Origin of the sequence: Streptomyces sp. NPDC050164 (assembly GCF_044459945.1) — a bacterium.
In the GTDB taxonomy this organism is placed as follows: Bacteria; Actinomycetota; Actinomycetes; order Streptomycetales; family Streptomycetaceae; genus Streptomyces; species Streptomyces coeruleorubidus_A.
On sequence record NZ_JBITJK010000050.1, the window covers coordinates 25,181 to 50,525 of the forward strand.

28 protein-coding genes are annotated in these 25,345 nt (G+C 71.8%); 16 read left to right on the forward strand and 12 right to left on the reverse strand.

Annotation, left to right across the window (positions count from 1 at the left end):
* Positions 1-311 precede the first annotated feature (311 nt).
* Entirely contained in the window at positions 312-1,643 is a 1,332-nt protein-coding gene (locus ACIBNA_RS39895; protein WP_399170182.1) for a competence protein CoiA family protein, read from the forward strand.
* 144 nt (positions 1,644-1,787) lie between these two features.
* Positions 1,788-2,669, forward strand: a complete 882-nt coding sequence (locus tag ACIBNA_RS39900; protein ID WP_399170184.1) for a hypothetical protein — start codon at positions 1,788-1,790, stop codon at positions 2,667-2,669.
* 199 nt (positions 2,670-2,868) lie between these two features.
* Here the strand turns inward: ACIBNA_RS39900 and ACIBNA_RS39905 are convergent, their stop codons facing one another.
* The gene (locus tag ACIBNA_RS39905; RefSeq protein WP_399170185.1) at positions 2,869-3,468 is read right to left on the reverse strand and encodes a hypothetical protein; all 600 of its coding nucleotides are present in this window, start codon (positions 3,466-3,468) and stop codon (positions 2,869-2,871) included.
* A gap of 443 nt (positions 3,469-3,911) precedes the next feature.
* Between ACIBNA_RS39905 and ACIBNA_RS39910 the strand changes: the two genes are divergently transcribed.
* The 3 genes from ACIBNA_RS39910 to ACIBNA_RS39920 are packed head-to-tail and all read left to right on the forward strand — an operon-like array spanning position 3,912 to position 6,279.
* Positions 3,912-4,823, forward strand: a complete 912-nt coding sequence (locus tag ACIBNA_RS39910; RefSeq protein ID WP_399170186.1) for a hypothetical protein — start codon at positions 3,912-3,914, stop codon at positions 4,821-4,823.
* The gene (locus ACIBNA_RS39915) at positions 4,820-5,158 is read left to right on the forward strand and encodes a hypothetical protein (protein ID WP_399170187.1); all 339 of its coding nucleotides are present in this window, start codon (positions 4,820-4,822) and stop codon (positions 5,156-5,158) included. Before ACIBNA_RS39910 ends, ACIBNA_RS39915 begins: the two co-directional genes overlap by 4 nt.
* Complete coding sequence (locus tag ACIBNA_RS39920) at positions 5,155-6,279, forward strand: integrase (RefSeq protein ID WP_399170188.1); 1,125 nt, start codon at positions 5,155-5,157, stop codon at positions 6,277-6,279. Before ACIBNA_RS39915 ends, ACIBNA_RS39920 begins: the two co-directional genes overlap by 4 nt.
* Positions 6,280-6,345: 66 nt before the next feature.
* Here ACIBNA_RS39920 and ACIBNA_RS39925 read toward each other — a convergent pair whose 3' ends face one another.
* Entirely contained in the window at positions 6,346-7,320 is a 975-nt protein-coding gene (locus ACIBNA_RS39925; protein WP_399170189.1) for a helix-turn-helix domain-containing protein, read from the reverse strand.
* An 11-nt stretch (positions 7,321-7,331) separates the two neighbouring features.
* Complete coding sequence (locus ACIBNA_RS39930) at positions 7,332-7,595, reverse strand: hypothetical protein (RefSeq protein WP_399170190.1); 264 nt, start codon at positions 7,593-7,595, stop codon at positions 7,332-7,334.
* A gap of 650 nt (positions 7,596-8,245) precedes the next feature.
* Between ACIBNA_RS39930 and ACIBNA_RS39935 the strand changes: the two genes are divergently transcribed.
* Complete coding sequence (locus ACIBNA_RS39935; protein ID WP_399170191.1) at positions 8,246-8,593, forward strand: hypothetical protein; 348 nt, start codon at positions 8,246-8,248, stop codon at positions 8,591-8,593.
* A 109-nt stretch (positions 8,594-8,702) separates the two neighbouring features.
* On the opposite strand, the gene ACIBNA_RS39940 is transcribed toward ACIBNA_RS39935, so the two are convergent.
* The 5 genes from ACIBNA_RS39940 to ACIBNA_RS39960 form a co-directional block, all read right to left on the reverse strand.
* Positions 8,703-9,395 carry a hypothetical protein gene (locus ACIBNA_RS39940; RefSeq protein WP_399170192.1) on the reverse strand — a complete coding sequence of 231 codons (693 nt, stop codon included), beginning with the start codon at positions 9,393-9,395 and terminating at the stop codon, positions 8,703-8,705.
* Positions 9,392-9,943 (reverse strand): hypothetical protein, encoded by a 552-nt coding sequence (locus tag ACIBNA_RS39945; protein WP_399170193.1) that lies wholly within the window; start codon positions 9,941-9,943, stop codon positions 9,392-9,394. Before ACIBNA_RS39945 ends, ACIBNA_RS39940 begins: the two co-directional genes overlap by 4 nt.
* A gap of 199 nt (positions 9,944-10,142) precedes the next feature.
* Positions 10,143-10,352: a hypothetical protein gene (locus ACIBNA_RS39950; RefSeq protein ID WP_399170194.1), complete on the reverse strand. Its 210-nt coding sequence runs from the start codon at positions 10,350-10,352 to the stop codon at positions 10,143-10,145.
* A complete protein-coding gene (locus tag ACIBNA_RS39955; protein WP_399170195.1) occupies positions 10,349-11,395 on the reverse strand; it encodes a hypothetical protein in 1,047 nt (348 codons plus the stop codon). The genes ACIBNA_RS39950 and ACIBNA_RS39955 overlap by 4 nt, the downstream gene beginning before the upstream one ends.
* 586 nt (positions 11,396-11,981) lie before the next feature.
* The gene (locus ACIBNA_RS39960) at positions 11,982-12,593 is read right to left on the reverse strand and encodes a hypothetical protein (RefSeq protein ID WP_399170197.1); all 612 of its coding nucleotides are present in this window, start codon (positions 12,591-12,593) and stop codon (positions 11,982-11,984) included.
* A 302-nt stretch (positions 12,594-12,895) separates the two neighbouring features.
* On the opposite strand from ACIBNA_RS39960, the gene ACIBNA_RS39965 reads away from it, so the two are divergent.
* The 10 genes from ACIBNA_RS39965 (at position 12,896) to ACIBNA_RS40010 (ending at position 20,665) form a co-directional block, all read left to right on the forward strand.
* Entirely contained in the window at positions 12,896-13,822 is a 927-nt protein-coding gene (locus ACIBNA_RS39965) for a ParA family protein (protein WP_399170199.1), read from the forward strand.
* Positions 13,819-14,139 carry a hypothetical protein gene (locus tag ACIBNA_RS39970; protein WP_399170200.1) on the forward strand — a complete coding sequence of 107 codons (321 nt, stop codon included), beginning with the start codon at positions 13,819-13,821 and terminating at the stop codon, positions 14,137-14,139. The genes ACIBNA_RS39965 and ACIBNA_RS39970 overlap by 4 nt, the downstream gene beginning before the upstream one ends.
* A gap of 160 nt (positions 14,140-14,299) precedes the next feature.
* Positions 14,300-15,565, forward strand: coding sequence for a hypothetical protein (locus ACIBNA_RS39975; protein WP_399170201.1), 1,266 nt, complete (start codon positions 14,300-14,302; stop codon positions 15,563-15,565).
* A 183-nt stretch (positions 15,566-15,748) separates the two neighbouring features.
* Positions 15,749-16,264 (forward strand): hypothetical protein, encoded by a 516-nt coding sequence (locus ACIBNA_RS39980; protein ID WP_399170202.1) that lies wholly within the window; start codon positions 15,749-15,751, stop codon positions 16,262-16,264.
* Positions 16,261-16,611 carry a hypothetical protein gene (locus ACIBNA_RS39985; RefSeq protein ID WP_399170203.1) on the forward strand — a complete coding sequence of 117 codons (351 nt, stop codon included), beginning with the start codon at positions 16,261-16,263 and terminating at the stop codon, positions 16,609-16,611. The genes ACIBNA_RS39980 and ACIBNA_RS39985 overlap by 4 nt, the downstream gene beginning before the upstream one ends.
* A gap of 83 nt (positions 16,612-16,694) precedes the next feature.
* Positions 16,695-17,789: an NUDIX domain-containing protein gene (locus ACIBNA_RS39990; RefSeq protein WP_399170204.1), complete on the forward strand. Its 1,095-nt coding sequence runs from the start codon at positions 16,695-16,697 to the stop codon at positions 17,787-17,789.
* Between the two features lie 41 nt (positions 17,790-17,830).
* Entirely contained in the window at positions 17,831-18,382 is a 552-nt protein-coding gene (locus ACIBNA_RS39995; protein ID WP_399170205.1) for a hypothetical protein, read from the forward strand.
* Positions 18,383-19,082: 700 nt separating this feature from the next.
* Complete coding sequence (locus ACIBNA_RS40000) at positions 19,083-19,934, forward strand: hypothetical protein (protein WP_399170206.1); 852 nt, start codon at positions 19,083-19,085, stop codon at positions 19,932-19,934.
* Positions 19,931-20,116: a hypothetical protein gene (locus ACIBNA_RS40005; protein WP_399170207.1), complete on the forward strand. Its 186-nt coding sequence runs from the start codon at positions 19,931-19,933 to the stop codon at positions 20,114-20,116. Before ACIBNA_RS40000 ends, ACIBNA_RS40005 begins: the two co-directional genes overlap by 4 nt.
* Positions 20,117-20,203: 87 nt before the next feature.
* The gene (locus tag ACIBNA_RS40010) at positions 20,204-20,665 is read left to right on the forward strand and encodes a hypothetical protein (RefSeq protein ID WP_399170209.1); all 462 of its coding nucleotides are present in this window, start codon (positions 20,204-20,206) and stop codon (positions 20,663-20,665) included.
* 46 nt (positions 20,666-20,711) lie between these two features.
* Here the strand turns inward: ACIBNA_RS40010 and ACIBNA_RS40015 are convergent, their stop codons facing one another.
* From ACIBNA_RS40015 to dnaB, 4 genes are all read right to left on the reverse strand, one after another.
* Positions 20,712-21,020 carry a hypothetical protein gene (locus ACIBNA_RS40015; protein ID WP_399170210.1) on the reverse strand — a complete coding sequence of 103 codons (309 nt, stop codon included), beginning with the start codon at positions 21,018-21,020 and terminating at the stop codon, positions 20,712-20,714.
* A gap of 361 nt (positions 21,021-21,381) precedes the next feature.
* Positions 21,382-21,657: a DUF6372 family protein gene (locus tag ACIBNA_RS40020; RefSeq protein WP_399170211.1), complete on the reverse strand. Its 276-nt coding sequence runs from the start codon at positions 21,655-21,657 to the stop codon at positions 21,382-21,384.
* Positions 21,658-21,702: 45 nt separating this feature from the next.
* The gene (locus tag ACIBNA_RS40025; RefSeq protein ID WP_399170212.1) at positions 21,703-22,491 is read right to left on the reverse strand and encodes a hypothetical protein; all 789 of its coding nucleotides are present in this window, start codon (positions 22,489-22,491) and stop codon (positions 21,703-21,705) included.
* 1,400 nt (positions 22,492-23,891) lie between these two features.
* Entirely contained in the window at positions 23,892-25,301 is a 1,410-nt protein-coding gene (dnaB, locus tag ACIBNA_RS40030; protein WP_399170213.1) for a replicative DNA helicase, read from the reverse strand.
* Positions 25,302-25,345: the final 44 nt, after the last annotated feature.

Genomic DNA, 25,345 nt, shown 5'->3' on the forward strand with positions numbered 1-25,345 from the left:
CCGCCGCAGGTCACGCGCAGGGGGCAATGGGGCGTTGGGTGAGCTCACGGACGCCGACTACTTCCCTAGGGAGCCCTCTCGCGCGCAGCCGGTTCAGTCCGCCGTGCCGTACGCGGCTTCCCGCAGCGCCTGCAGGACCAGCGCCCACGGTGCCGCCGCCCGTCAATCCCGGCAGAGATTGGTGAGCAGGACGGAGGACGCCTGTAGCGCGGACGGCGCACTGTGCTGCTCCGTCCGGGGCATGCCGTGTCAGACCTGGCGCCTACCGTCCGCCGCGAACGAGGCTCCGCTGCGGAACGAAGGAGACAGCGATGGTGTTCGTCGGGGTCCACGGAGAGTGGGGACGCATTGATGTCACCCAAGCCGATCTCGGCTGTGGCCAGGACCGGAACAGCATCTACAAGACCAAGCAGCCCGCGCCGCTGACCTGTTACGAGTGCCACTGGAAGCTGCACCTGGTCCACAAGACCCACGGTGGGTACGACCTGTGGTTCCTGCGACACGCCAACAAGGCGCCTCACTGCGCGGCGAAGGCCGCGGGCGAAGGCATGGCCCATCACCTCCTCAAGCTCGACCTCGCGCATCACGCACGGACGGCCGGCTGGAGTGCCGAATACGAGGTCGCCGCCCCGGACGGCTCCTGGCGGGCCGACGTCATGGCCACGTCTCCCGACGGCAGTCGCCGCGTCGCTCTGGAAGCGCAGATGGCCGCCATCTCCGTCACCGACATCGAGGCCCGCACCGGCCGGTACCGGTCGGACGGCGTCGAAGTCTGCTGGTTCACCGACCGCAGGACCATCCCCTGGCTGGACAACGTACCGGCCGTCCAGATCACCCGACCCGACGACGGCGGCCCCGTCCAGGTCACCGCCGGAGCCGAACAGTTCACCCCCAAATGGTGCGAGGACCGGGCCGACTGCGGCCTGTGCGAGTGCGAGGAATGCGGAGCTGGCGTCGACGGGCCGCTGCCCTGCGGGGGTCACGGGAAGTGGTCCACGGTCGACGCCTTCCCGCTCGAACGCTTCGTCGCCGCCATCTGCGCCGACACCACCCGCCCTCACCGGCTTCGGGCCAAGGGCTGGGGAGGCGAGGGCAAATGGAGGTGGGTCACCCGCGTGTACTTCCAGCTGGAGGATGAACAGGTCCAGGCGACAGTCCGGCGGGACCAGATCATCGAGCGCAAGCTCTCCGTCCAGCGACGCCAGCGCGAGGCGCAGCAGGCGACCGAGCGGGACCATCTGGCAGCAATCGAGGCCCTGCTCCAGCGGCAGAAGGCACTGGTGAAGCCGGTGGTGGAATTCGTCTACCACGACACCGGTGTCTACCCCAAGGTCGCCGAGAGCGGCGCCCCCGAGTACGCCATGGGCGTGCCCGTGTACGTGAACGGCAAGCCGCACGCGGTCATCTGCCCGGTCGCCAGCCGGATTCCAGCACTGCGCAACCGCCTAGCCCCACTCGTTCTCTTCGCTGCCTCCGAGAAGGAGCGCAACCGCATCGCCGCCCAGGCCGCCCCCGGACAGCGTGTCGAAGTCATCACGGTCGAACTGCCACCTTTGCCAGCTGTAGCCCCGCCCCCTCGTCCACGGAGCAGCATCACCATCGAGCAGGCGGTGAGCCGGATGCTCGGTCTCGACCGGATGTGATCCTCCGCCGCGTCCTCCATCAGGTCCTCCGCCAGGCGGTGGAGGAAGCCCATTCAGGCCGGTGTCCTTTTCGCAGGTCACGCTCCCTCTCCATGCGCAGCGGCGTACGCGGCCGCGCGCCAACTACAGGGAGAGGGACAGGCAGTGGAGAAGAGGACGACGGGGGTATACCGGGAGCAGGCGGAGCGCCGGCGGCGGGTGCGCGGCACGGGCGAGGCCCGCGGCGACGGGTGGCAGCGCACCGAGGCGGACGAGCAGCTGCTGCGGCTGGCCACCCGGTACAGCACGCTGACGCTCCACCAGGCCGCCCACGCCTGCTGGGGTGGACGGATCGAGGCCGCGCGGCGGCGGGTGCGGCTGATGACCGAGGCCGGGCTGCTGGACCGCTCCGCGGAGGTGCGGTGGGCGGGCACCGTCGTGTGGACCACCGAGCGCGGCGCCCGGGTCGCCGGGGCGGGCCTGGGTGCTCCGCACCCGCCGGGCGAGCGGCTGCTGCACCGCCTGGCGCTGACCGACGTCGGGCTCGCCCTGGAGGCCGCCGGGCACACGGTGCTCACCGAGCGGGAGGTGCGCACCGCCGAAGCGTCCGGCCGGGCGGCGGAGCTCCTGGCGGACCTCGGTGTTCCTGGGGTGCACAAGGGATTTCCGCGCGAACCCGTGCTCGCCGTGTCCGCCGGCGTCCGCGCGGTGCATTGGCCGGACCTGGTCCTGGTGCTGCCCGGAGAGGGCATCGGCGCTGTCGAGGTGGAGCTCACCGCGAAGACCCCGAGCGCGCTTCGGCGGATCCTGCGGGCGTACGGGCAGGCGCGGCGCCGGGTGTTGTATCTGGGCACCGAGCCCGTCGTCCGCCAGCTGCAGGGCCGCCCCGGCCCGGACGGCCGGTGGATCGACGGCGTCGCCCAGGACGTCGGGCTGCTCCCGCCCGGAGGGCCCGGCCCGGGCACGGGCCTGTTGCGCGTCCGGCAGTTCGCCGCCGATGACCCCGCCGTCGACCGTCAGGCCGCGCGGTACGCACAACGCCGTTGACGGTGGACCTCTTCGCCGGACACGGAGGCCGCGACCGCCGTCGGCACGATCGGCGGCGCGGTGACCGCCCTCGGCGGCTCCTGGGGGAACCTCCGCACCCGCCGGTAGTCGCCGTGCGGTGAAGCAGCCGGATGGATACGGGGTGGATAACGCGCAGCTCATGCCCGTTGCCACCCCGGCATCCGTCGGTTGCCACCGGTCAGTGGGTGTCCTCCCCGTACGCGGTCTCCTGCAGCGCCCGCAGGACCAGCCGGAGCTCGCTCTCGTCGACGGCCTGGACGACCTCGCCGAGCTGCACCGCGCAGCGGGACACCAGCGACGCGGCCACCTCCAGCATCGCCATCTCGCTGCGCGAGCACTTCAGCGCGCCGGGCCGGGAGATCATCAGCAGCCCGATCGTGTCCCAGTCCACCGAAGGGTGCGTGCCGCGGCGGTCGATGACCGGCTTGTCGGCGGCCACCGACAGCTCCGCTTCGTCCTCCAGTAGGCGCCGCAGCCAGTACCCGTTGCGATGCGCGCCGAGCAGCCGTGTCGCTGCCCGCATCCCCTCGTTGCCGACGCCCTGCAGCAGTTCCTCGGCGAGCTGCCCGCCCGTCCTGCCGTCCTCGACCATCGTCGTCACCGGTATCTCCGTTTCTTCGGCATCCGGGGCCGTGGTAGCCGGCCCCGCCTCACTGTGCGCGGCCGCCGAGTCGCGGCCGCGCCGCACACGCCGCGCGATCCCCCGGACGCCCTCACCGACCACCCACCGCACCAGCGGGTCATCCGCGAGCTCGCGCGCCGTGTCCATCCAGTCCATCGCCGTTCTCCTGTCGACTCGTCGGGCCTCACCCGGCCTCGGGCGCACGGGCTTTGGCGCCCTTGCTCGCCCCTTGGCGGTGTGGTGGTGGCGATAGACAGGTCGCAGCGTCGGAGGAACGCCACGGAGAGGTCGGCTTCGCACGGCCCCGTCGCAGGTGGCGGCGTACGCGAAGGCCCCGGTGTGAAGTGCGTCACGGGGTAGGGGGGTGTCGGGCGGCAGGCGACGGTTTCTCCCTGGGGGACGGCTGTCCGGCCTAGTCGGCTTCCGTCGGGCGGAACACTCACCCGTTCGGGGTGCCGGGGCGCGGAAACGCTCCTTCCGGATCACTGTCCGCGAATCGCGGACAACCGTGATCACGTCGGATAAGCTCTCCTTATCCGACGCGACAGAACGGGACATGACACCCCGTCGCCAGCGCGTCCCACAGGAGGGGAAACCACGTGATGCTCGACCGCTCCACCGTCCCGCCCATCCCGGAGGACCGGACGTTCACCGTCGACCAGCTCACCCCGCAGGACTACGCCGCCGTCTGCGCATTCCTGAACGACCGGCTGCGCGAGCTGGTGGCCGGCGGACAGGAGGCCGCCGCGCGAGTGATCGACGAGGCGGCGTCCCTCCGCACGGACACCCTCACGCCGAACTTCCAGTGGGAGGCCGACTACCCGCACGAGCCGGTGCCCGACAACTGGCTGACCGAGCGGCTGAACTACTGGAACCAGCTCGTCATCCTGCTGTGGGCGGGCTGGCACGACGCCGACGGGTACGACAAGGACCGCTGGCGGCTCGTCAGCTCCCCCGCCGCGCAGAAGGAGAAGGCCGGGGCCGACGCCCCGTTCGACCCGGCGGCGCACGTCCTGAACTCCGAGGGCTACGCCGAGTGGAAGGAGCGCGCCGGGCGCGAAGGCGACGCGCTGCGCGAGGAGTTCCTCAGCCGGGCGATCCGCCGCCCCGAGGAGGCCGACGAGGCCCCGCTGTCCTGGCGGTCCGACAAGGTGGTCGTGTACGGCAGCGTGCTCGCCCACAGCGGCCTGCCGCGCACCCCCGAGAACGAGAACCTCTGGCGCGGCACCGCCGCCGACGCGCTCTCCGTGCTCGCGGCGGGCGAGTCGATCCGCCGCACGATCCTGGCCGGCCGGGCCAAGCACATCCACCAGGGGCTCATGCTCGGCACCACCTGGTCGGAGATCGCCGAGGCCCTGGGCCGCACCCCGGACCAGGTGCGGGCCGAACTGCGCTACTGGGCCGACGAGAACCCCGACCTCTACTACGGCGCCGACCAGCGTGTGCCGGTCGCCGCGCTCCTCGACCTGGGCGACGACGAGACGGTGCCCGCGCGGGAGGAGAACCGGTGACCGTGGCGACGGCGGACGACGACGCCACGGCCCGCGCGTTCATCGCCTACTACCTGCACGACGTCACCGCGAACGCCGCCGAGGACGGGCACCCCGCCCTGATCGAGGCGGCGGCCGCCGAGCGCACCGCGTGGGAGGAGCACGGACGGCTGGAGGGCAACACCCCGCAGTTCGTCTACGGCTGGGCTCAGCAGAACGCCATCAAGGCCGGGCAGGACGCCATCTTCGGGCGCGGCAGCCGGGAGGCGTGGGAGCAGGCCAAGCAGCAGATGGAGGCGGTCGGCCGGTGGCTGACCGCCCACGGCTACCCGACGGAGGGAGTGACGAGGAAGTGACGGTCACGGTGGAGACGGTGGTCGACGCCGGCGACATCGGCGAGCCGGACGGCGCGGGGGCCCCGGCGGTGCTGGACCCGGCGGCCGCCGAGCGCCAGGCGCTCATCGAGCGGTGGGCCGAACGCCACGGCGTCGACGCCGCCCGGCGCCTGGCCGAGGCCGAGGACCTGGCCGATGCCGTGGAGAAGGAGATCACCCCGGACAACACGGTCGACACCTACGCCAAGAGCTGGCGGGTGTGGACGCGGTTCTGCGCCGCCGCCCGCCTGCCGGAGCTGGAGGGCTCCCGGGGTTCGCTGGTGGCGTTCGTGGCGTGGATGCTGCGCGAGGGCCAGCAGAACGGCAAGGGCTACGCCCCCAGCTCCGCCTCCACCCACCTGGCGGCCGCCGTCGTCGGGCTGCGCCAGCGCGGCGTGACGGTCTCCGGCGACGACCAGGCCGCGGCCCGCACCGCCCTGGAGGGCCTGGCCGTCAAGCTCCTGCAGAACGGGGAGCGGCGCGGCCGCGGACAGGCGGTCGGCGGGGACATCGACGGACTGCGCGCCATCGCCCGCGCCTGCCCCGACACCCTCACCGGCGACCGGGACAAGGCGCTTACGCTGACCGGCTTCCACTACGCCAGCCGCTCCCAGGACCCGGCCGGGCTGCTGACCGGTGACGTCACGCTGCACCCGCGCGGCCTGGTCGTCGCCGTGCTCACCGGCAAGACCAAGCACTCGGTGCGCAACGCGAAGATCCGCTACGCCGACGATCCCGAGATCTGCCCGGTGCGTGCCTGGACCGCGTACCGCACCCGCCTGGTCGCCGAGCACGGCCCGCGGTGGGCCGACCCGTCGACGCCGGCGTTCGTCGGCATCGACCGGTGGGGCCACGTCACCGGCGGCATGGGCCCGGACTCCGTCACCCGCGCCATCAAGCGGATCTCCACCCGGGCCGGGGTGCCGATCGCCTGGACCGGGCACTCCCTGCGCATCGGCCTGGCCTCCGTCGGGCGGAAGAAGGGCAAGGACGGCATCGCCATCGCCGACCAGGGCGGCTGGGCCCGCCACTCCCGCTCAATGCTCGGCTACATGCAGCGCGACGACGGATGGGACGACAACGCCTCCGCCGGCCTCACCTGACCCCGTACAGCTCAGTCCCGGTTGGACCCGTTGGGGGCAACAGGTCCAACCGGGACTGAAATGTCTTCAGAAGAGGGCGTCCGGTTCCCGCGCCGGTTCCTGCCTCGGCTCGGCGATGGCGAAGGCCAGCTGCCCCGGCGTGGGCCGATCGGGAGTGTGCCGAGACGCTGGCCCCCGGACGTTCGCCCGCAGGCGCGGGGCAGGTCCACGCCCCTTCTTGACAGGCCGAAGGGCCACGCCGTTGCGCGTCATCACGACTTCACCGTCTCGAAGGGGCCTGCCGTCGTGCGTCACCATGACTTCACCGCCAGCCGTGGTGACCACGCTGTACTCCTGGTAGAAGCGCTCGCGGAAGACCTTGGTCGCGCGCTCCTTCTCAGGCGAGTCCCACGTGACGGCCTCCCACCCCGAGCTGGCGAGGATGTCCCGGTCCGATACGGGCGAGGCGCCCAACGCGGCGAAGTCGTCGCGCTTCTCGTGGCGCCACGCGCGCGTCCAGGCGCCCTCCCAGTCCGGCCAGTCCACCTCCGCCACCTCGCAGGCCCGCAGGTACCCCTGGAACTGCTGGAGGCTATGAGGCATGGCCTGCTTGGTCACGATGCGGTGTGCGGTGCTGCGTGGCAGAACGCCGTAGCCGCCCGCGCGCTGTTCCATGGTGCGCAGCGTCGGAGAGCCGGCCTTTTCGTACAGGTCCTGCAGGGCCGCGCTCATATCGACGAAGTCGCGGATGAACTCCGGGCGCGGGGAAGGCAGGCCGCGCCCGCCCCGCGCCTGGCGGGTCTCCTCGTACCGGGCCCGCTTCCACAGCCGCCGCGCCTCCTCGGGGGAGGCATCGCACGCCCGGGCGTAGCCGAGCACGGTCTGCAGCTTGGGCACGCTCTCGCCAGATGCGGCCCGCTGCAGCGTCGTGGCGTGGAAGCCGGCCCGCACCGACAGGGCCCGGTAGCCCTGCCGGGTGTGCTCCCGCTGGTCGCGCAGCCACTCGGCGAGCTCGCGCAACGCCTTGTTCCTGGTGGTGATCGGCTTTTCGGGACGGCACACGACCCGTCACCTCACGCAGTCGGCGCCAGCAGGGCGCGCAACGCGGCGCGAAGGCCCCGGGCCGAGGCTCCGGTGACCAGGCCGACCACGAGGACGGCGATCAGGCCGGCGCCCACGAGCAACTGCAGCATCACGGACACGCTCATGCCCGCGACCGCGACCAGGACCGCCGCCACGGCGACGATCACGATGATGACGACGGCCTCGGCGCCGTTCAGGCGTCGGGGGGAGGGGACTCCGGTCTCCACACAGGAGACGGACGGGGACTTCGGCACAGGGGCTCCCTGCTTTTCGGGTCCGGCGACCCACCGGCCGCCGGACCGCTGCTGACTCGAACTGAGCACGAACCACGGGCGGTTGCAGCCGCCCTTTCGTGTGGTGCGTGGCATTGATGGTGACAGCCGCCAGGAGCCGCAATGCCCTCTCGGGGGTCTTTCGCGGGGAGTTGATGCGCGAGCGTCCCCGTCCGCCCGTACGCACTCGCGTGCGAAAAAAGCAACTCTGAGTCAACGTCGCGCCGCGTGCGTAACGGTGACCTGGGACTCTGTCCCGCCGATCGAGATTGGGAACAGTGTCAGTCACACGTGGTAGTGAACGAGTTGATGCAGGCGTGCGCCGATCGCAGTTGCGCGAATGTCAGTGCCTGAGCCACGATCCGCGCATCTGGGCTTGCACCGACAGGGGCAGGCCCTGCCCTGATTGCTGCTGACTCGAACCGAAGAGTGAACAGGGATTACCCGGCCTCGCGTTGCAGCGTGAGACCGCCGAGAGCCGGTACCGCCCCGCGGTACCGGCTTTTTTGGTGCGCACCCAACGAGGCGGCCCTGCCCGAAGCATCGCAGAACCCGGGGCGTCGCCATGACGGCCAGCCGCCGTGTGACAGTTGCTCACCGATCTTTTTCGAGCGGACGGTCATTGAGTGGTCATGGAGTTGTCGGCGCAGGCCGGGCCCGGAGTGGAGAAGACCGCCGAGCAGACGGTCGAGAGCGCGTGTCACCTCGCGGACGCTGCTGGCCCGGGCGGCTGGAGCACGGCGGCGGCCGAGGACGCCCTCGACGCGATCGACACCCTCGCCGAGGCCCTGAGCGGCGCCGGGCAGGAACTGGCGCAGGCCCTCGCCGCGGTGGCGGCCGCGACCACCGCCGCCCGCCGGCACCTGGGTATCGCCGTCGACGACCCGGAGCCCGCCGCGGTGATGGTGCCCGCTGCGCGCAGGTCCCCGAAGCGGCGTGGGCTCGGACCGGGCTTCCAGGGCATCCATACGGCCCGCTGACTGCCGCACACGACGACGGGCCCCTATTGGACCTGTTGGGGCTAACAGGTCTTACAGGGGCCCGTCTGTGGTTTCGTGAGCGGGTCTGTCAGGGGGTCTGTCGGCGGATCTACCGGGCGTCGGGCACGGCGACCGGGTTGTCCCCGAGGTAGCCCAGGCGCTCATCAACGTTCGCCTCGGCTTGCCGCTGGCGGCCGACGTGCGCCTTCTCGGCGGCCCACCCGGTCTTCGTCTTGCACTGCTCGCCGTCGGCGGCCCCGCACTTCTCGCACGTCAGCGTCAGGACCTCGACGGCCACCGCGGCGTCCCTCTCCCGGCGGCGCCGGGCGGAGGCCGCCTTGGACTCCCAGCCGATGCCGATGCCGTCCATCGCCTCCGGGTACGTCGTGGTCTCGCCGCCGCCGGGCCGCTTGGCGTCCTGCGCGAGCTTGAGCAGCTGCCAGACGGTCGGCACGATCGCCGGGCCGCCGTACCCCGGCCGGTCGGTCCCACGCGCGGCTACGCCCCACGGGTCGTCGGAGTCGCGGAACCGTACGGCCAGCGGCACGTCGCCATCGACGATGCGGGCCAGCAGGCCCATCCGGTCGCCGGTCTCCCGCACGGTCGAGGCGGTGGAGCGCAGCGAGTCGATGACGTCCGCGAGCTCCACCGGGGACGCCGGCACCTCGGCGGCCCGGGCCAGCTGCCGGAGCCGGAGCTCGATGGCCGACAGTTCCGTGGCCAGCTCGTCCAGCGTGATGTACCGCCCCGCCATCACAGCGGTGGTGTCGGTCTCGGCAGCGCTCTCGTGGGTGTTCTTCACGGGCGGGTCTCCTTCTCGGTAGTGGTGCGGGCTGCGGGGATGCCGAGTCGAGCGACAGCGTCGATCTCGGCGGTGAGCCGGGCACGGGCCCGGGTGAGCTTCTCCTCGGCTGCGCGCTTGGCGGCCCGGGTGCGGGCCAGAGCCTTCTTCTGGCGCTGCTCCCGTTCGGTGAGGGTCCGTAGCACCTCCTCGTAGTGCGCCGTCTGCTCGGCGGCGATCTGCGCGCCGGGGCGCTGCGGGCTCTTGTGGCCGGTCCTGGGGCCGTTCCTCCGCTTCTGCTGGTCACGCGCGAAGCCGACCAGCTCGGTGGCGACGACCCACTTGGTCCTCTTGTGCAGCGACCCGGTGAGCAGCACCAGCGCGGGGAAGCTCGCGTGCCGGTTCTGCCAGTTCGAGATCGCGGACTTGCTGACGCCGACGAGCCGGGCGCCGTCGGCCAGGGTGACCAGCTCGTTCTGGCGTCCCTGGTACTCCGGCCGGAGCCAGACCACGCCGTCGGCGGCGCGGAGATCGGCTGGAGGGTCGGGGGGATTCGGGTCCTGGTACATCTGCGGGTCTCCTTGGTGGGCCCGGGGCTGGGGCCGGTGGCTGCGGGGGGCCTTCGCCGGCCCCCCGGCCCCCGCTCCCCCGGCACCGTCCGGCGCGGTCAGCGCTCCCGTGGTGCGGGTGCGTGCGCGCCGGACGGCACCGGGGCCGTGGCCTGTGACCTGGGCAAGTTCTAAATTTCCGACCGGAAATGAGGCGGTCTCAGTCGCCGTCGGGATCGGTACAGCCGGTGTCGAGCTGGAGGTAGGCGCGCTGTCCGCCGTCGTACGGCCGGGCGCTGGTGGTGCGGAACTCGCGCTCCAGGACGTCGAGGACGGCCTTGACGGTCGCCTCGGTGCCGCAGATCCGGACGTCCGCGATCCCGGGCAGGTACGTGCGCTCGGTCCGCTCACGGCGGGGCCGGGCGGTCACAGGAAGCTCGCCCGGGCCACGACGGCGACCAGCTCGCCCCGCGCGGCCGCCGCCAGGAGCGTGTCGGGGTCGGGAGAGGAGACCGGCCCGCACAGCAGCGCGTGGGAGGCGACGTCGAGCAGGTTCCACCAGTCGTCGGGCACCTTCGCCTCGCCCCGCCACAGCCGGATGTCGTCCCAGCCCTCCATGTCGGTGTGCGCGATCTCTTCCAGGGCCTGGGAGGGGATGCGCGTGCGGATGCGCCAGTTGAAGTCCAGCTCGGGGAAGGCGCTGCCGCGCCCGTCCCACGCCTGCCACCGGCACTCGGTGCGCAGGTGCTCCAGCCCGGCCTGCTCGCCGCGCGGCTCGAACGCGATCAGCGGGAGCGGACGCCCGTCGACCATCTCGACGTACCCCAGGTGCAGCCCGTAGGCGCTCCCGGCTCCGCCCGAGCCTTCGGCGCCGGCGGCCCGGTCGGCGTAGAGGGAGACCTGGGTCTGCGGGTCGACCGCCGCGGCGACGTCCTCGGGAGACATGCCGAGGACGTCCGGGGTGATGACCTTGAACATGTCGGAGAGCTGCTCCGGCGTTGCGCCGCCCATGGCCCAGTGGTCGAGCGCGTCCTCCAGGAGGTCGGAGGCGGACGCGTCGTCCATCGCCTCCACGGCGGCCAGGGCCTCGGCGGCCGCGGCCGGGTCCGACTTCCCGGCCCGGGCGAGCGGCGCCCACGACCTGGTGGTGGGCGAGGCGAACGCGCCGGGGGTCGGCACCAGGCCGAAGACGGCGGCGGCGAGCACGGTGAGGGTCGGCCGCTGCTCCGTGCGGAGTTTCCGCGCCAGCGTCTTCTGGCACGGCTTGCAGGCGGTGCGGCACGCGGCGACGAGCCGGGCGGCGAGTTCGGTGTCGAGTTCCCGGCCTGCGCGGTGCGGGAGTTCCTCGAGGATCGCCATGTCCGGCAGCGGCGTGTGCTCGTGAGTGGTGCCGGCGGCCGCCGAGGCGTGCGCGGCTCCGGTGCGCCTGGACTTCTGCCGGGCGCGCTGCTTCTTCCCATGCTTCTTGACCACAGCGTTCTCCTTCTGGAGCGTGCAGCGGTTACCCATGACCCGATGCACGCGCGAGAACGGTGATGGCTACGCGGGCATACGGAAGTTGTCGTCCAAGACGAACTCGGTGTTGCTCTCCGCACTGATGCACTGGGACGTCGTCCGTGAAGACGAGGTCCTGGCACCTCCGCCTCAGATAGCTCCCAGTCATGGGCTGAGGCTTGGCTTGGGCCCGTGCGTGGGCCGTGCACAGCACGATATCGGGCGGGACCGACAGTGGTCACCGGAACGCGCGAGATCCGCCCGAAAGAGGGGCGTCGGGAAACTCCGGAGTTCGCCAGCGGCAACTCCCGGCGGCCGACCGGGGTGTAAACGCACCTGTAAACCAGGGTGTTACAGGTGCTGTCCCGCACACCCGCTCCGACCTGCGCGTCCTGCCCCCAGAGATGACTCCACCCACTCCCCTCGTCCCTCAGAGAGTGGGTGGAGTCATTTCAGTTGGTCAGGAGGTCGGAGCGGGTGTGCGGGACAGCGTGGAAGTACATCTGAGGCGAAGAGAGACCAATTTCGGGGTGGGTGGGGCTGCTGTGACGGGGAGTCGGGAGTATCAGGCGGCAGAGGACGGGACGGGGGCGGGGAGTTCGGCGGGCGGGGTGTCGGGGGTGGCCTGTGCGAGGGCGGTGAGTTCGTCGGACTCGGCACGGCCACGGTCGTTGCGGTATTCCTCGGCGGCGAACTCGTCGAGGACCTGGTCGAAACTCTTGGCGTTCGGCCCGTAGTGGTCGGGGAACACCCGGGCGAGCCACCAGGCGGCCGCGCGCCAGTCCGGCCGCAGGTACCGAAGTTGCCGCTCCTCGACGTCCAGACCGCTGACCGGGTCGGTGTAGGTGCGCACGCGTTCCTCCAGGACCAGGCTCCCGGCCCCGGCCTGCAGAACCCGGGCGAGTGCCCGGGTGGCCATCTGCGCCCGGGCGGATTCCACCCGCCGGTACACGTCCACGTACGCGTCATCACGCGGGTCGGCGGGTTCTCCGTCCTCGCGGGCCTCGGCGGCGTCGCGGCCGCGGGCCATCCACCGGGCGAGGGTGGCCCGGGAAACTCCGGCGGCCTCCGCGGCGAGGAAGCTGTTGGCCCCGACGGCGGAGGCCCTGACGATGGCGTCGACGCGCTCCGGGGTCAGCAGCGAGGGGCGGCCCGGGCGGCGGTTGCGGGATCTCATGCCGGCGGACCGTACGGACGCCGATCGCTACCGTCGCGGCCTTATCGCGCGTTCTGCGACAGACCCACGCGCGCGGGCGCGAGGTCTCACCGACGGCCCGGGGGGCGGTTCACGCTGGTCAACGCGCCGGTTAGTCGGTCCTGTTGGACCCAATGGGGTCAACCCTGTTGGGGGCAAGGGCCTGGCCTGCGGTTTTCCACGATCGGGCGGACCCGGGACGCGGTACCTGTGCGGGCCAGGGGGAGGCGGTACGGTCTGGCGGTGACGAGTGCACGGGGAGAGGCCCGGATGAGGAGAGAGCCATGGTCCAGGTAACGCTGGAGCCGCTGAAGATCCCGGAGCGGCTGCTGATGCCCACGGTCTTCGAGCGGGCGTGGACGGAGCCGGCCAACCGGCTCAAGCCGCGGATCCTGCTCCCCGCCGCCTTCACCGGCCCGGCCCCGATCCTCCCCGGCGAGCACCGGGTGTTCATGGTCTTCAACCGCAAGGGCGGGGCGGGCAAGACGACGACCACGCTGGAGCTGGCCTGCGCCTGGGCGGCGATGGGCTACTCGGTGAGAGTGATCGACGCTGACCCGCAGGACGCGGGCCTCTCCGGCTGGCTGGAGCCGGTGTACCCCGAGGGTCTGGCCGTGGAGAACCGCAAGTCGCTCCTGCACGTGCTGTACGAGAAGGCCGGCCTGGACGATGCGACCTACTACACGCGCTACGAGAACGTGTACATCGTGCCCAGCTACGAGGACTGCGCCGTCGCCGAGTACGACCCGAACGTCTCGGGGGAGCGCATCCTGCGCCGCGCGATCAAGCGCAGCGAAGCGCCGGTGGACATCACCATCGTCGACTGCCCGCCCAAGGTCGGGAAGCTCTCCACGTACACCCTCGCCATCGGCGGCAAGGTCATCGTGCCGAGCCAGGTCAGCGCTCTGGACGCCAAATCAAACAAGTCCCTGCGCGAGGTGATCTCCAAGGCGCAGGACGACTACGACGTCGAGGTCGTGGCCGCGGTCCTGTCCGCCTGGGATGTCACGAACATCGCCAAGGAGGTCGGCAACGAGATGGCTGAGCACTACCCGCACGCGCTGGTCTGCCCAGTGCGCAAGACGGTGGACGCGAAGAGTGCACCGCGCCAGAACAAGTCCATCCGAGAGTTCAGCAAGCGATCGACCACCACGCGCGACTTCGACCAGCTCGGTCGGATGCTGGTGGCGCCGCGAGGGGAAGCAGCATGACCAACGGACTGCCCTTCGGCCAGGGGAGCATCCTCGGCAAGGAGCTGGGAGACAAGGCCCCGCAGGCGGCGCCGGGCTCCAAGGAGAAGATCCCGGCCTACGTCACCCCGGACGTGATGAACCGGCTGCGCAACACGGTGGTCGCGCTGCAGAAACTCGACGACGAGGACGCCGACGTGCCGGTGTCGCTCTCCGCGTACGTGGAGGCCGCCGTCCTTGCGCAGATCCGCCGCGACGAGCGCGAGTACAACAGCGGCAACCCTTTCCCGCAGCGCCGCCAGAAGAACCTCAAGACCGGCCCGCCGGTCACGAAGTAGCCCCCGGCCTGCCCCGGCCGCGATGACGGGCCCCGCCGATCCGCGGCGGGGCCCGTCGTGCGTCCGCACGTCAGCGACGGTTGGGCCTGTTGGTTCTAATGGGTCTAATTCCTCGTTCGGGCCGTGGGGCTGTCCGGACGTGGCTACCGTGCCCAGGGTGATGAAGAAGCAGGACGTCCTCGAGGAGCTGCCCGAGCTCCAGGAGGCCGTGGACGCCGTGTGCGAGAAGGCCCCTTCCGAGGCCCGCCGCCGGCAGATCCGCGCCCACGCCCGCGAGCTGGTCCGCGCCCTCAAGCACCCCGAGCACCCGCTGACCGTCGCCGACGACCTGGCCGACATCCTCGATCGCGAATCGCTCCAGAGGTACGAGCGCCTCGCCCTGGTCGGCGAGCTGCGCGACCGGGGCGAGAAGCGCCCGACGTCGGAGGCGACCGCCATGGTGCGGTCCGGGGTGATGGTCCTCCTGCAGCGCGAGCTCGGCCTGGAGGTGCACCACCTGCGGCAGCTGGAGCAACTGCCCGGCAAGGAGCCGGTCGACGTCGTGCGACGCGAGCGGCTGCGCGCCAGTCTGCAGACCCTCTCCGACGTCATCGGCAAGGGCACCGGTTGGAGCGTCGAGCGCGGCCTGCTCACCGGGAACTACCCGCTGCGGGTGCGGATGCTCGCCATGGCCTCGGTGGTCCTGGACACCGGTGCCCGGGTCGGCGAGCTGTGCGCGCTGCGCCTGGAGGACCTCTCCCCCTCTCTGGAGGAGATCCGGGTGCGGCGGCGGCCGCAGAACGCCCGCCCGGACACCCCGGTGGCCGTCGAGGTCTATCCGCTGCGCCGCGCGACCCGGGCCGCCCTCAAGCGCTGGTTCCTGGTCCGCCGCCTGCTGATGACAGAGGTGACCGGCGGCGCCGATTGGCTGTGGGTCTCGGTGCGCGGCAACCACGGCGGCGTGGTCGCCGAGGACGTCGAGCCCGAGTACCGGCCCGCCGGCACCGCCCTGCAGCCGCGCGGGGTGGCTCGCAGTTACACCCGCACCGTGACGAAGGTGAACATCGACCTGGCGGGCACCGAGGGCTGGGAGCCGCTGCCCGTACGGATGGAGCAGCTGCGCCGCGGCGTTGCCGAGCCCGAGCTGCACCTGGTGCCGCCGACTCCGGACGCCGAGCGTGCCGCGCGCTTCATGGCCGACCTGGAGGAGGCCGGGAGGCGACTGGCGGCCCTGCCCGACGCCGAGTCGGTCCCGACCGTCGGCCGTGACGCCCGCCGGCTGGCCCGCTACGCGCTGCGCGAGGCGTGGCGGGAGGGGATCGAGCACCGGGTACAGCTGGACGTCCTCGGCGCCTCCGGGCTGTTCGCGCTCGACATCCCGCGCACCGGGTGGGAGCCGGAGCTGCTGCGGGCGCTGGACCGGGCCGCGCACTTCACGTCGCTTTAGACCTGTTGGACCTAACACCCCCGACCGTCGTTGCAGGTCGGGGGTGTTCTTGCGTCCGAACCCTTTCTAGCCAACTGGAAGTTGGCCAACTCTGTATTGGCATAGCCAACTCAGAGTTGGCATTCTCAAGGGGTCGGGCCACGCCCGCACCGCCTGGCCACCGCTACGTACGGAGAAGCCCCCGTGATCTTCCGCAGGAACGAGCCCACGGCCCAGACCCCGACCAGCACCGTCTTCGGCACCCCCCTCCCGCCGCGCCCCGAGCCCCCGCGCGTCGAGTACATCGGCATCACCCTCGCCGAGATGGAGGCGTTCGAGCGCATCCTGCTGCACGCCGAGGAGTGCACCCGCCGCGCCCGCCCGGACCTGGGCTACAGCAGCCGCACCACCGACCTGATCGGCCGCCTGTACCAGAGCGCCGGGGCCGCCTCCGTCACCCAGCCCGACCCCGAGCTGGCCCGCATCCCGGTCCAGAAGGGTGACTTCATGTGGCTGGAGTTCGCGATCCGCGACATCGAGATGTACCGGGGTAACCCCCAGATGGCCCACGACGCACGCAAGCTCCTCAACCGCTTCAACGCCCTGCTCGGCCAGCAGCGCGCCGTGATCCACATGGGCGGCACCCCCGTCTTCGACCCCGACGCCCCTGCCCCGGCCGCCGCCCCCGAGCTGCCGACCTACCGCCAGGAGACGATGTGAGCGACGAGACGCCGTCGAAGGACCTCGCCCAGGTCACCCGCGTCGAGACCGCCGCCGAGCGCACCGGCACCGCCGGCATCGGTGAACTGGCCGACCTCGCCCCGGCCGCGGCCGCCGCGCTGAACCTGCTCGCCGATGCCATCAAGCGCGGTCACGCCGACCAGGACAGCGTCGTCCAGGCCCTCAAGGCCGCCAAGGTCGACGAGGCGTTCGCCGCCGTCCTCGACGCGGCCGCCGAGTCCGTGATGGCGTCCGCCGAGGACCCGTACGACTTCGACGACCGCCTCGCCGCCGACAACCTCGGCGGCGCCGCCTCCGACGTCCGCCGCGTCTTCCACTGGCTCTGATCCCGCCTGGGTGGCGGCCGAACCACCAGGCCGCCGCCCATAAGACCTGTTAGACCCAACGACTCCAACCCCTGGGGGACCGCATGACCCGCGTCGAGATCACCTCGTTCGGTTACCTGCACGGCGCCGAACCCGACGCTCGTATCAAGCTCGACCTGCGCCACCACTTCCGCGACCCGCACGTCAACCCGGAGCTGCGCTACCTGACCGCCCACGACCAGGCCGTGCGCGACGCGGTGATGGCCACCGACGGCATCGAGGAGCTGGTCCAGGCGGCCGTCGCCATGGTCGCGGCCTTCCTCGCCGGACCCCGCCAGGAGGAGCCGGTCACCGTCTCGGTCGGCTGTGCGGGCGGCCGGCACCGTGCTGCCACGGCGGCCTCCGTCCTCGCCGAGCGCTGCGCCGCCCGCGGCCTGGCCGTGGACCTGGTCCACCGCGACCTCGACAAGGACGTCGTCGAGCGCACCGAGACCATCCCCGCCGGACGGCGCTGCTGGTCGGTGAGCTGGCCGGAGTACACGCCCGCAGACATCACGCCGCCTGAGCTGCGGCCGTCGGCACTGGCCCACCACGTGCCCGATTGGGCCGAGGCCGCCCCCACACCGACCGACGTGCAGGACTGGCCGCAGCGGCAGGCCGCCGCGCTCGTGCCGTTCCAGCTCGACCAACGGGGCTGGCCCCTGCACCCGCAGGGCCGCACCGGCCGCACCGGCCGGAATCTCGGGAAGTGGGGCGAGAATGCCGCTGCTGACCCGATCGTCGTCGCGGGCACCGGCGACCAGCGCCGGGTGCTGCTGATCACCCGGGACGACATCCACCAGGAGGCGATCCCGGGCGGCATGGTCGATCCGGGCGAGACCGCCCCGGTTGCCCTGGTCCGCGAGCTGCGTGAGGAGACCGGCGTCGACCTCTCCGACCACCGGCCTGTGATCCTCGGGCGGGACGTCGTGGACGACTGGCGGGCCTCGGATCACGCCTGGGTCGCCTCGACCAGCGCGCTGTACCTGCTGCCCGTCCCGGTGACCGCCGTCGCGGGCGACGACGCGGCCGACGCGAACTGGTGGCCGTTCGGCTCCCTCGACCAGCTCGACGCCGCGATCACGGCCGCCGGACGCACCCTCTACGCCGCACACCGTCCGCTGCTCCAGCGGGCCCTCGACCACCTCGACCAGGGCTGACACACCCCAGCCCTACAGTGACGCCCCAGGAGGGGGACAGCGTGTACCAGAAGCTCACGGCCGGCACCGTCCGCGCCGCGCAGGAGATCATCGGCCAGGCGGCCGGGGAGATCGACGCCGCCCTGCAGACCCGCCCCGGCGCGGACGAGACCACCCTGCCGCTGCGCATGAGGATCTTCCTCGTCCTGCCCGACCTCGAAGCCGAAGGACCGGTCTGCCCCAGCGAGTGCGCGGAAGGCTCGTACACCGAGTTCGGCGCGAACACCGTCGTCGAGGCCAGGACCATCCTGGACAAGGCGCTGAGCCGGATCACCGTGGAGAGCGTGCTGCGCCCGGCCCACCGCCGGCACCGCAAGGCGACGCAGGACCGGCCCCTGCGGGCCACCGTCCACTACGACCTGGCCGACCTCGACCGCGAAGGCCCGCTCAACGTCGACGAGTGCCTGTTCATCCCGTACGAGGGCCTGCCGCCCGGCCTCCAGCCGCGCAACCTGCACCCCGAGTACCGGATCCGCGACTGGCGACCCGAGCCCCGAAAGCCCGCGCCGCGGCCGCGCCGCACACTGCTGCAGCGCCTGCTCGGCCTGCGCTGAGAACCACGTCAGCCCCGGTCAGACCCATTGGACCCAACAGGACCAACCCGGCCCCGTCCGTGATTCGCGGACGGGGCCCCTTCGTGTGGGATCCGGTCCGCGTCTGATCGCCCACCAGCCACGCGGGCCCGGTCGGCCGCGGCCTTCAGGGGCACGCACCGGCCACACGTCCGGCGGCTGCACACCTCTGGAGGGCCGTCCCAGCGGTGACGCTGCCGCCAGCGCTCCTCGTAGCACAGCTGATCAGGGCGTGACTGGGGAATCAGCGCCAGCGCCCGCCGGATCGCCGAACGCGCCGCGGTGGTAGCCCCGGGCGCCTCCGGGTCGGCCACCAATCGCACGGCTTCCTCGAGCGCAGCGCGGCCCTCGAGGAAGCAGGGAAGCTCACCGATGGGCACCTGCGGACCTCGGAGCCGATCCGTGGCGTCCACGGCCTCCCGCCACTCCCGGGCACCCGGCTCGTCCAGCCATGTCCCCATCCCGTCGTGCACCCCTCTCGCCCGCGCCGGTCCACCTCTTGTAGACCCCACCCGCGATCGGGTCGCGCAGGACACTGCGCAGCTCACCCGCATGGACGCGGGCGACGTCCGCAGTTGTGCGGAGCGCTACTCACCACCTGGCGGTAGCTATACGAGCGGACAGCGGTGACGCGGCGGCCCACCCGGCAGAATCGGGTGATCGACACGCCCTTGGGGGAGCTATGCGAGAACTCCGCTTCGACGACATCCGCTTCACGGTGGAAGTCAGCAGCGATCAGACGTGGCTGCGCCGCGCGCTGGGCGGTCACGAGCTGGGCGTCCAGCTCGCCATTGGGGTGTCACCGTTCGCTGAGGCAGGCAAGATTCTCGCCCTGGAAGCGGACCTGTTCGGCTTCGGAACCGTGCCGGCGCAGCGTTCCCGGCTCGGCCGCACCACGGCGAACCTCGCGTACACCCCGACCGTGACGGTCCACCAGGTGAATCTGTCGTTCCCGCTGACCTCGCTGCAGGTCCACGCGGTCGAGGAGGCCCGTGCTGGCGACGTGCGCTTCGAGATCGACCTGAACGCCACCCTGCCGCAGGCAGCCGGATACCCCGGGTGCGCCCAGGACACGGCGCACATCACCATCGCCAAGAGCCGGTGGGAGGAACAGATTGCGCAGCTGGGGCCGTCCGCGGCGTTCGAGATGGCCGTGCCCTACCCGCTCGGTGACCCGCAGCGCGCTGCGGTCGGCCGACTGCTGCGGGAGGCGCAGCGGCTGCTGACCACCGGGGAGATCAGGGCGGCGATCCTGGAAGTCCGCCGAGCACTGGAATGGATCCAGCACAACGTGGACTGGGACAGGCCGGGGCCGAAGAAGCTCGCCAGCCAGTGCAACCAGACCGAGCGCTGGTGGCGGATCCAGGACGCCCTCTACAGCCAGACCTCCGGCGCCATGCACAACGACGCGGTCACCAAGGACTTCACCTACGACCGAGCCGAGGCGGAGACGCTCCTGGCGATGACCGCCGCGCTGCTGCGGAACGTGCCGGGCCCGCTCCCCCAGGCCGCTGGCACGGGGCCCCGCCCGTGATCAGGGACCACTACCGGCTCAAGGGTGGCGCCGCCCAGCTCGGCGCCACCGGTCCCGGCCTGCTCGGTCCGTTCGGTATCTGGCCCGCCGACCCACAGCCCGACGACGAGGACCAGGAGGACGGGCACGGTGCCGGTGACTGCCCGGCCGGCGGAGCGTTGGACCGGTCGACCGGCGGGTGAGGAGCGCGCCGTGCGCCGCCGTGGTTGGGCCCGGCGCACGGCCGCCCGCCCCTGGCCGTCGTAGGACAGCGGACGTACGGTCCGGTTATGGACGACAGCGGCCCTCTTCCGGGCCCGCGCTGCCTGTGGTGCGGTCAGCCGCTCCCGGAGGGCGGCTCTCCCCGTCGACGTTACTGCGCGCGGCCGCGCGGGTGCCGGGACAAGGCGTACCGCGACCGCCGCCGCGCGAGGCAGGCCCAGCCCGCCCGCGACATCCTCGCCCGCGCCGGGCACAGTCTCGACAGCCACCTGGAGAAAGTCCGCGAGGTCCTGCTCATGGCCGTCCTGCACGAAGACGCCTGGCCCGGCATCTTCGCCCGCGCGGCCGCGGGTATCGAGTCCCGTGCGGCGGATCTGGTGCGGGTGTGCGTCCTCGAGGAGCGCGCTGCCGGCACCTCCTGGGCACAGATCGGCGAGCCGTTCGGCATCAGCGCGGACGCCGCCCGCAAGCGCTGGGGACACTGGGCACTCGCCACGCCCCCCGACGACGACCAGCTCAGCGGTGGTTAGACCTGTCGGACCCAACAGGGACATCCCGCCACGGGCCTCCGGCCGCTCACGAGCCGACGGACGCGTCTGCCCGGCTCCCGCCGCGCCCCCGGCCACGCCACCGCTCCAGCAGGGCCGTGAGCAGACCGCGCTTCTGGGCCCGCTCCACCCGGCTCTCCCACTTCTCGACCGTGCGGGCCTGGTAGCCCGTCCGCTCGCTGATCTCCAGCGGGTCGATCCCGGCCTCCAGCGCCCGCGCCGTCGCCTCCCGCGCCCGGGCCGTCAGCCGCAGCCCCGCCTCGTAGTGCGCGGTGCGCTGCCGTCCGATCTCGTCGAGCTCGCGCAGCACCGCGTCCCCGTCCCCGTTCGCCTCCATGCCGCCGATCTTGCCCGCCCGGCCCGGAGCCCGACAGGCGGATCCCGGAACATGGCGCACACCCAACCGCCCGTCCGCGAAATCGCGGACAGTCCTGTCACCGCACGTTGGGGCCATTGGGGGTAACGGGTTGTGGTCCGGCCTCAGCGAAGGTGGCGAGAGTCCGGCCCAACTTGGCGGATGGGCTTGGCGCCTTCAAAACCAAGGGGCTTCCGACCTGGGAGACGTTGAAGGCCTCCGGTGTCCCGCTGGTCACCAGCACCTTCGGATTGAAGGGCCGGACGTCGTCCGCGGTGCAGTTGGCGAGCCGCAGGTCGGTGCGGCGATCGTCGCCACCTCGCTGAGACCGAACAACGGGCTGCTAACCGGTGGGTGGCTCGGCGAGCGGGGTGATCGCGGCGTAGCAGGGGGCGCACAGCGGCAGGGCGTCGGTGATGTCGCCCGCGCCCTGGAAGGAGCCGGCGGACGCGATCACCCGCAGCAGGAGGCCCGGCTCGGCGGCCGCCGAGCATGTCAGGTCACCGGAGTGGTAGAGGCGGCACACGCAGCGGCACCCGCCGGGCCGGTGCTGCTCCCAGGTCATCAGCACCGGCTTCTTGAGGAAGAGCACGGGGCGGTGCTCGGGTTCGCCGTCCATGACCGCGACGGTACCGGGCTCCGTACCTCCGGGGCTCTCCGCTGCTCAGGGCTGGTCGGACCCGTTAGCCCCAACACCTCCAACCGCAGCCTGCTGGCCCTCTGCGGCATCCGAACGGGGAGCGGGCACGCTGTGCCGGGCGGCGCGAAGTTCCCCCAGGAGCGCCAGGACCTCGTCGCGGGCGGCGGCCGCCTCGGTGCCGACGGGCAGCTCGGCGCCGTAGGCGTCGAGGATCAGGCGCAGCGTGCGCAGGCGGGCGGCGAGGCCGGGGCCGTCGAGCTCGCGGTGCCAGGCGATCAGCTTCTCGGCGGGGGCGGTGCGGGCCAGCTGAGGCCAGGAGTCGTTGAGGCAGGCCAGGGACCACACGGCGGCGCGCAGGCGGGGCTCGTTGGCCCGGCACCAGGCGTCCCCAGCCCGGTCGCGGGCCCGCTCGGCACGCTGGCGCTCGGGATTGCGGTCGCCGTGGTAGCTCGCGGCGTCGCGCTCCAGGCGCACATACCGGCTCTCCGCGCTGGAGCGGGAGGCCAGCCCGAGGACGTCGGCGACCTGCTGCCAGGACGCGCCGCGCCGCCGCGCGGCCCGGGTCAGGTCGCGCTCCAGGGTGTCGAGGGCCGCCCGCGCCTCGTCGAGCTGGGTGAGCGCGGCGAGGACGTCGGCGGCCGGCACCTCCGCCTGCTCGGCGTCGTCGAGGCCGTACCGGTCGGCGGCCGCGCGCACGGCGTGCATCGCGCGGACCGGGTCCAGCCAGTCGCGGCCGCCGCTGTACTTCTCCAGCAGCAGCGCCTCGGCGTCCTGCAGCAGCTGCTCACGGGCTTCCGGGTCGATCTTCGCCATGCCTCGCAGCCTGCCACCGCACCGGCCGTGTCCGCGAATCGCGGACGGAGCGCCGCGGTTGCCCGACGACCAAGATCTCAAAAACGTGGGTTAAGGCCCGGTTGCTGGTCGCATATGCGGATGATCTACCACAAACAGCGCTCTGACCTGGCGCGATGCCGCCGCTCCTGGGCTCAGGGATCTTGCAGAACAGGCCCGAGACGGGGCGTGAAGGGGGTCAGGAGCGCCTATCCGGGCGTCACCGTCGGGGAGTGCGGATCGACCCCTGAGAGCCGCACAGGGCCGCACAGGGCCGCACAGGGACGCGCCGACTCCCTCTTCTAAGTCGCCGCGCGAAGCGCGTCTGTGTTCCATCGGCTTGCCGATGGGGCTTGGAAGGGCGTGCCCGAAGGGCTCGTATCTATGTTCTGACCTGCACGTACGTCCGACGGACGCCCCACAGCGAGGCCCCGTCACCCGAATGGGTGACGGGGCCGAGCCCCCTCCCTCCTGGCTATTAACAGGCCCTTGCGCTCATTACCGGCCGGTGTTGTCGGGCCCATGACCGCAGCTCACCCGACTCTCCGCCGTCCCAGGCCGAGGTCACCACCTTGGCTCGCTGGGTGAGGGAGTCAAGATCATTTACGCCGGGACGGACCCGAAAGGTGTCCTGGCCTGGGGTGTTGGGTGCGGCTCGCACCGCACCCAACACCCCAGGTAGAGCGCGCAGGGGCCCGTTAATAGCCGGTGCTGCGTGAGGGGCGGTGCGGGAGCGTCTCGGAGGAGGAGGTCTGGGGCCGTGCGATAGGGGCCGGCCCGCAGACCGGGGCCAGGCAGGAGCAGCAGCAAGGAGGCCGGTGTCGTTCGGCGAAGCCGCCGCCTCTCTCCTCGCCGTTCGTCCGGCGGGCCCCCCGCGACGACCGCGACCGTGGGGTCGGTGGTGCGGGAGAGAGAAGAACTTATTGGGGGGGCTTATTAGGGGAACGCGTTTGCGCAGGTCAGCGACGTGGTGGCGTTTTTTTTCCGTCCAGTCCGGTCGGAAATCCGTCCAGGTGGGTCGGAAAAACGGCCATCGAAACGACCTGCGGTGATGCCACATCGTGCCTGGTCGTTTCGATAGCCGGATTTCCGGCAGACACCTCGCGAGCCGGGGCCCGCACCGCGTCGGAACAGGCCGGCCGGACCGTGCGCCAGGCCCTCGCCGCAGCCCGAAACCTGCAGGACCCGCCAGGCCGCCCCACAGGTGCCGGCGGCCGCGGCCGGGAACGACAGCGCCCCCGGCGCGCAGGAGCGCCGGGGGCGAAGCCGGTGTGTGACTACCAGGCCCACAGTGCCAGCCGGAGCGGACAGCGTCGCGCCCTCGCCCGGCAGCCGGGCAGCGTGCCCGGCTGCGGTCATGGTTTGTGACGTTCTGTGGCGATTTATTCCGAAGTGATCTCGGAAGCCATGTCGACGAACCGGCTGTAATGGCCCTGGAAGGCCACCGTGACCGTCGCCGTGGGCCCGTTGCGGTGCTTGGCCACGATCAGGTCGGCCTCGCCGGCGCGGGCCGACTCCTTCTCGTACGCGTCCTCGCGGTGCAGCAGGATCACCATGTCCGCGTCCTGCTCGATCGAGCCGGACTCGCGCAGCTCGCTGATCTGCGGGCGCTTGTCGGTGCGCTGCTCGGGGCCGCGGTTGAGCTGGGACAGGGCGATGATCGGGATCTCCAGCTCCTTGGCCAGCAGCTTGAGGTTGCGGGAAATGTCGGAGACTTCCTGCTGGCGGTTCTCCGCGCGGCGGCCGGCGCCGGACTGCATGAGCTGCAGGTAGTCCACGATCAGCAGGTCCAGGCCGCCCTTGGCCTGCTTGATGCGCCGGGCCCGGGAGCGGATCTCGGTGAGCGACAGGTTCGGGGAGTCGTCCACGATCAGCGGGGCGCCCTCGATGGCGGGCGTGCGCTTGGCCATGCGGTTCAGGTCGTCCTCGGTGACCGTTCCGGCGCGGATGTGGTGCAGTGCGACGCGGGACTCGGCGCTGTAGAGGCGCTGGGTGATCTCGGAGCGGCCCATCTCCAGAGAGAAGAACGCCGAGGTCAGGCCGTTCTTGATGGAGGCCGCGCGGGCGATGTCCAGGGCCAGCGTGCTCTTGCCCATAGCCGGGCGGGCACCGATGACGATGAGCTGGCCGGACTGCAGGCCGTTGGTCATCGCGTCCAGGTCGACGAACCCGGTGGGGACGCCGGTCATCTTGCCGGTGCCCTTGATCCGGGCGTCGAGCTGGTCCCAGAAGTCGGGGACGTCCTCGCGGACGTACGCGTAGCCGGCGGTCTGCTCGCGGGTCGCCAGAGCGTCGAGGACCTCCGCCTCCACCGCGCTGCGGACGTCGTCGAGCTCGCCCTCGCCGGAGTAGGCGACCTGCGTGATCCGCACGCTGGCCTCGATCAGGCGGCGGCGCACGGCCCGCTCGTGGACGATCTCGGCGTAGTGCGCCGCGTTCGCCGCCGTCGGCACCGTCTGGACCAGGGTGTGCAGGTAGGAGGCCCCGCCGACCTTGGTGATGTCGCCGCGCTTGGTCAGCTCGGCAGCCACGGTGATCGGGTCGACCGGCTCCCCCTTGCCGTACAGGTACAGGATGGCGGCCTGGATCGTCTCGTGCGCGGGACGGTAGTAATCGCGCTGCTGTAGCGGGGTGTCGAGGACGTCGGCGATGGCGTCCTTGCTGAGCAGCTGGCCGCCGAGCGTGGACTGCTCGGCGTCGAGGTCGTTGGGCGGGACGCGGTCGAAGCTGTCGTCCCGTCCCGAGGGGCGGAACTCGTCGTCAGGAGCGGCGTGGGGTGCGACGATGGACATACGGATCTCCTTCGTGGGGTCTTCTGTGGCGGCCGGTTCTTGAC

Bases quoted from the DNA above. Each gene is read 5' to 3' on its own strand.
- ACIBNA_RS39895 (WP_399170182.1), top strand. From the start codon at position 312: ATGGTGTTCGTCGGGGTCCACGGAGAGTGGGGACGCATTGATGTCACC.
- ACIBNA_RS39905 (WP_399170185.1), bottom strand. From the start codon at position 3,468: ATGGACTGGATGGACACGGCGCGCGAGCTCGCGGATGACCCGCTGGTG.
- ACIBNA_RS39935 (WP_399170191.1), top strand. From the start codon at position 8,246: ATGGAGTTGTCGGCGCAGGCCGGGCCCGGAGTGGAGAAGACCGCCGAG.
- ACIBNA_RS39945 (WP_399170193.1), bottom strand. From the start codon at position 9,943: ATGTACCAGGACCCGAATCCCCCCGACCCTCCAGCCGATCTCCGCGCC.
- ACIBNA_RS39960 (WP_399170197.1), bottom strand. From the start codon at position 12,593: ATGAGATCCCGCAACCGCCGCCCGGGCCGCCCCTCGCTGCTGACCCCG.
- ACIBNA_RS39965 (WP_399170199.1), top strand. From the start codon at position 12,896: ATGGTCCAGGTAACGCTGGAGCCGCTGAAGATCCCGGAGCGGCTGCTG.
- ACIBNA_RS39970 (WP_399170200.1), top strand. From the start codon at position 13,819: ATGACCAACGGACTGCCCTTCGGCCAGGGGAGCATCCTCGGCAAGGAG.
- ACIBNA_RS39975 (WP_399170201.1), top strand. From the start codon at position 14,300: ATGAAGAAGCAGGACGTCCTCGAGGAGCTGCCCGAGCTCCAGGAGGCC.
- ACIBNA_RS39990 (WP_399170204.1), top strand. From the start codon at position 16,695: ATGACCCGCGTCGAGATCACCTCGTTCGGTTACCTGCACGGCGCCGAA.
- ACIBNA_RS40000 (WP_399170206.1), top strand. From the start codon at position 19,083: ATGCGAGAACTCCGCTTCGACGACATCCGCTTCACGGTGGAAGTCAGC.
- ACIBNA_RS40010 (WP_399170209.1), top strand. From the start codon at position 20,204: ATGGACGACAGCGGCCCTCTTCCGGGCCCGCGCTGCCTGTGGTGCGGT.
- ACIBNA_RS40015 (WP_399170210.1), bottom strand. From the start codon at position 21,020: ATGGAGGCGAACGGGGACGGGGACGCGGTGCTGCGCGAGCTCGACGAG.
- ACIBNA_RS40020 (WP_399170211.1), bottom strand. From the start codon at position 21,657: ATGGACGGCGAACCCGAGCACCGCCCCGTGCTCTTCCTCAAGAAGCCG.
- ACIBNA_RS40025 (WP_399170212.1), bottom strand. From the start codon at position 22,491: ATGGCGAAGATCGACCCGGAAGCCCGTGAGCAGCTGCTGCAGGACGCC.
- dnaB (WP_399170213.1), bottom strand. From the start codon at position 25,301: ATGTCCATCGTCGCACCCCACGCCGCTCCTGACGACGAGTTCCGCCCC.